Annotated in this window: 2 protein-coding genes and 2 pseudogenes; 2 read left to right on the forward strand and 2 right to left on the reverse strand. The window is 72.2% G+C overall.

Features of this window, described 5'->3' with window-relative positions:
• Together AC2W7M_RS23280 and AC2W7M_RS23285 are read right to left on the reverse strand one after the other, a co-directional pair.
• Window positions 1–326, reverse strand: a pseudogene (locus AC2W7M_RS23280) (heavy metal translocating P-type ATPase); the annotation flags it as partial.
• A 244-nt stretch (window positions 327–570) separates the two neighbouring features.
• Window positions 571–726 (reverse strand): annotated as a pseudogene (locus AC2W7M_RS23285) (P-type ATPase actuator domain-containing protein); the annotation flags it as partial.
• A gap of 601 nt (window positions 727–1,327) precedes the next feature.
• Between AC2W7M_RS23285 and mbfA the strand changes: the two are divergent.
• Both mbfA and AC2W7M_RS23295 read left to right on the forward strand, forming a co-directional pair.
• The gene (gene mbfA, locus AC2W7M_RS23290) at window positions 1,328–2,314 is read left to right on the forward strand and encodes an iron exporter MbfA (RefSeq protein WP_486135294.1); all 987 of its coding nucleotides are present in this window, start codon (window positions 1,328–1,330) and stop codon (window positions 2,312–2,314) included.
• 115 nt (window positions 2,315–2,429) lie between these two features.
• Window positions 2,430–2,621 (forward strand): hypothetical protein, encoded by a 192-nt coding sequence (locus AC2W7M_RS23295; RefSeq protein WP_486135296.1) that lies wholly within the window; start codon window positions 2,430–2,432, stop codon window positions 2,619–2,621.
• Window positions 2,622–2,722 lie beyond the last annotated feature (101 nt).

A 2,722-nucleotide genomic window follows, 5' to 3' on the forward strand; every position in this document is an offset into this window, starting at 1 on the left:
GGCCCTCCACCCCGGCCGGTGACGGCCCGCGCCGCCGTCCTCCTCCACGTTTGCGGTGCCGACAAAGCGAGGCCGCGCGCGCGAGCGGCCACCACCAGCGCTTCCGCCACCACATGGTTCGAGGCTTGGTCGAGGCTGGCGGCGAGGCGCAGCACCTCGTCCGGGTCGAAGCCGTCCGCCACGTCGATGGCGGCGATGGCGGCGCGGCCTTCGGTGAGCGTCCCGGTCTTGTCCAGCACCAGCGCGCGCACCCGCGCCATCGCCTCCAGCGCGCCGCCGCTCTTCACCAGCACGCCGAGCTTGGCGGCCCGGGACAGGCCGGCCATGAGCGCCACCGGAACCGCGAGGATGAGCGGGCAGGGGGGTCGCCACCACCAGCACCGCGAGCGCGCGGCGCGGGTCGCCGGACAGGAGCGCTGCGCCCGCCGCCAGGGCCAGCGAGACGGCGAGGAAGCCGAGCGCGTAGCGGTCGGCCAGCCGCACCAAGGGCGCGCGGCTGGCGGCGGCCGCCTCCACCAGCCGGACGATGGCGGCATAGGTGCTCTCGTCCGCGCGCTTCAGCGCCACCATGTCGAAGGCGGGACCCACATTGACCGACCCCGACAAAGCGGTCTCGCCGGCGCCGCGCCGCACCGGGCGGGCCTCTCCGGTGATGGCCGACTGGTCGAGCAGGCCGGAGCCGCCGGCGATGCGTCCGTCCACCGGCACCGCGTCGCCGTGGCGCACCAGAAGCGCGTCGCCGGGCCCGATCGCCGCGATCGGCCGGCTGACGAGGTCGTCGCCCTCGCGCCCGCAGGGCGGTGCGCGGCGCGCGGGCAACGAGCGCCGTCATCTCGCGCCGCGCCCGGCTCTGCGCCAATGCCTCCAGGAACTGGCCGCCGGCATACATCAGCGCCACCACGTTGCCGGCCAAAGGCTCGCCGAAGGCCAAAGCGGCGCTCATGGAGAGTGCGGCGAGGATGTCGAGGCCGAACTGGCCGTCCCTGAGCGCGCGGATGATCTCCAGCGCCAGCGCGGCCAGCACCGGAACGGTGCCGAGCACGAAGGCGATCTGCGCCTCCTCGCGCCGGCCGAAGGCGAGCAGCAGCACGGTGCCCACCAGCAGGGGCAGCGCCGCCAGCGCGAACAGCACCCAGCCGCCGGCGGGCGCGGCGGTCGCGAGGGGGGCGCTGGCCTTATGGTCCTGGCCGTGCATTGCTTCTCCGGAAGGCGCGGCGTCCGGCTCCTGCGGCACTTCGCCCTTGGCGGGCACACGCGACCGTCATTGCCGCGTCGCCTGAGGCGCCTCATATGTTTCTTTAGAATCAATTTAAACTGGAGTCACGGGATGTTCTCCGCCCTCCCCGCGCTTGTGGGCCGCAGGCGCTTCTCCGATCTCGACGAGAAGGAGGTGCTCGCCCTCGCCATCGCGTCGGAAGATGACGACGCGCGCATCTATGACGACTACGCCGCCGCGCTGCGCGCCGCGTATCCCGACACGGCCCATGTCTTCGAGGGCATGGCGGCGCAGGAGCGCGGGCATGCGGCGAACCTCAGGCGCGACTTCGAGCGCCGCTTCGGCGCCCATGTGCCGCTGATCCGGCGCGAGAGCATCGCCGGCTACTATGGCCGCCGGCCGGCCTGGGTGATCTGCAATCTCGGCATCGACCGCATCCGCCAGGAAGTCGGCCGGATGGAGGACGAGAGCGCCAATTTCTATCTTCAGGCGCAGAAGAAGGCGACCGATCCCGGCACCCGCGCGCTGCTGGAAAGCCTCTACAAGGTGGAGGTGCAGCACGAGGAGATTGCGGGTTCGCTGGCCGCGAAATACCTGCCCGTCGACAAGAAGCAGGAGGAAGACGAGAAGGCGCGCCGCCAGTTCGTGCTCACCTGGGTGCAGCCGGGCCTCGCCGGGCTCATGGACGGCTCGGTCTCGACCCTGGCGCCGATCTTCGCCACCGCCTTCGCCACGCAGGATTCCCACACCACGCTGCTGGTGGGCCTCGCCGCCGCGGTGGGCGCGGGCATCTCCATGGGCTTCACCGAGGCGGTGCACGACGACGGCGTCATCTCCGGCCGCGGTTCGCCGCTGAAGCGCGGCATCGCCTCGGGCGTGATGACCGCGGTCGGCGGCCTCGGCCACGCTCTGCCCTATCTCATTCCGGAATTCTGGACCGCGACGGTGCTCGCCATCGCCATCGTGTTCGTGGAATTGTGGGCCATCGCCTTCATCCAGAACCGCTATCTAGAGACCCCGTTCTGGCGCTCGGTGTTCCAGGTGGTGATCGGCGGCGCGCTGGTGCTGGCGGCGGGCATCTTCATCGGCGGCAGCTGAGGCGCGCCCGTCCCGGCAGCGGGGAGGGCGCGCGCTGCGGCCAATATCCGAACGCGGACATGGCCCGCGGAGCGGTGGGGGAGACGCGCCGGCCCCGCCGTGGCAGACTTGTGCGATGACCGGATTAAGAGACGACGCCGCGCCCGCCTCCCCCCTTGGCCGCACCCTGGCCGCGCCCCCGCCGGCGGGCATGGCCGCCGACGGGGCGAAGGTGCTCCTCGCTTTGGAGGCGGTGCTCGCCAAGGTGGAGAAGGCGGCGCAGCTGTCCGATCCCACCAAGATGGTGCACGACGCCCGCAAGCGATGAAGGAATATCGCGGCTTGCTGCGCCTCGTGCCGGGGGAGCGCGCCAAGGCCGCGCGCGCGCCACCGCCGCCGCTGCGCGCATTCTCTCCGCGGCGCGCGACC

Source organism: Xanthobacter sp. BG11Y11_SDJG, from assembly GCF_057364445.1.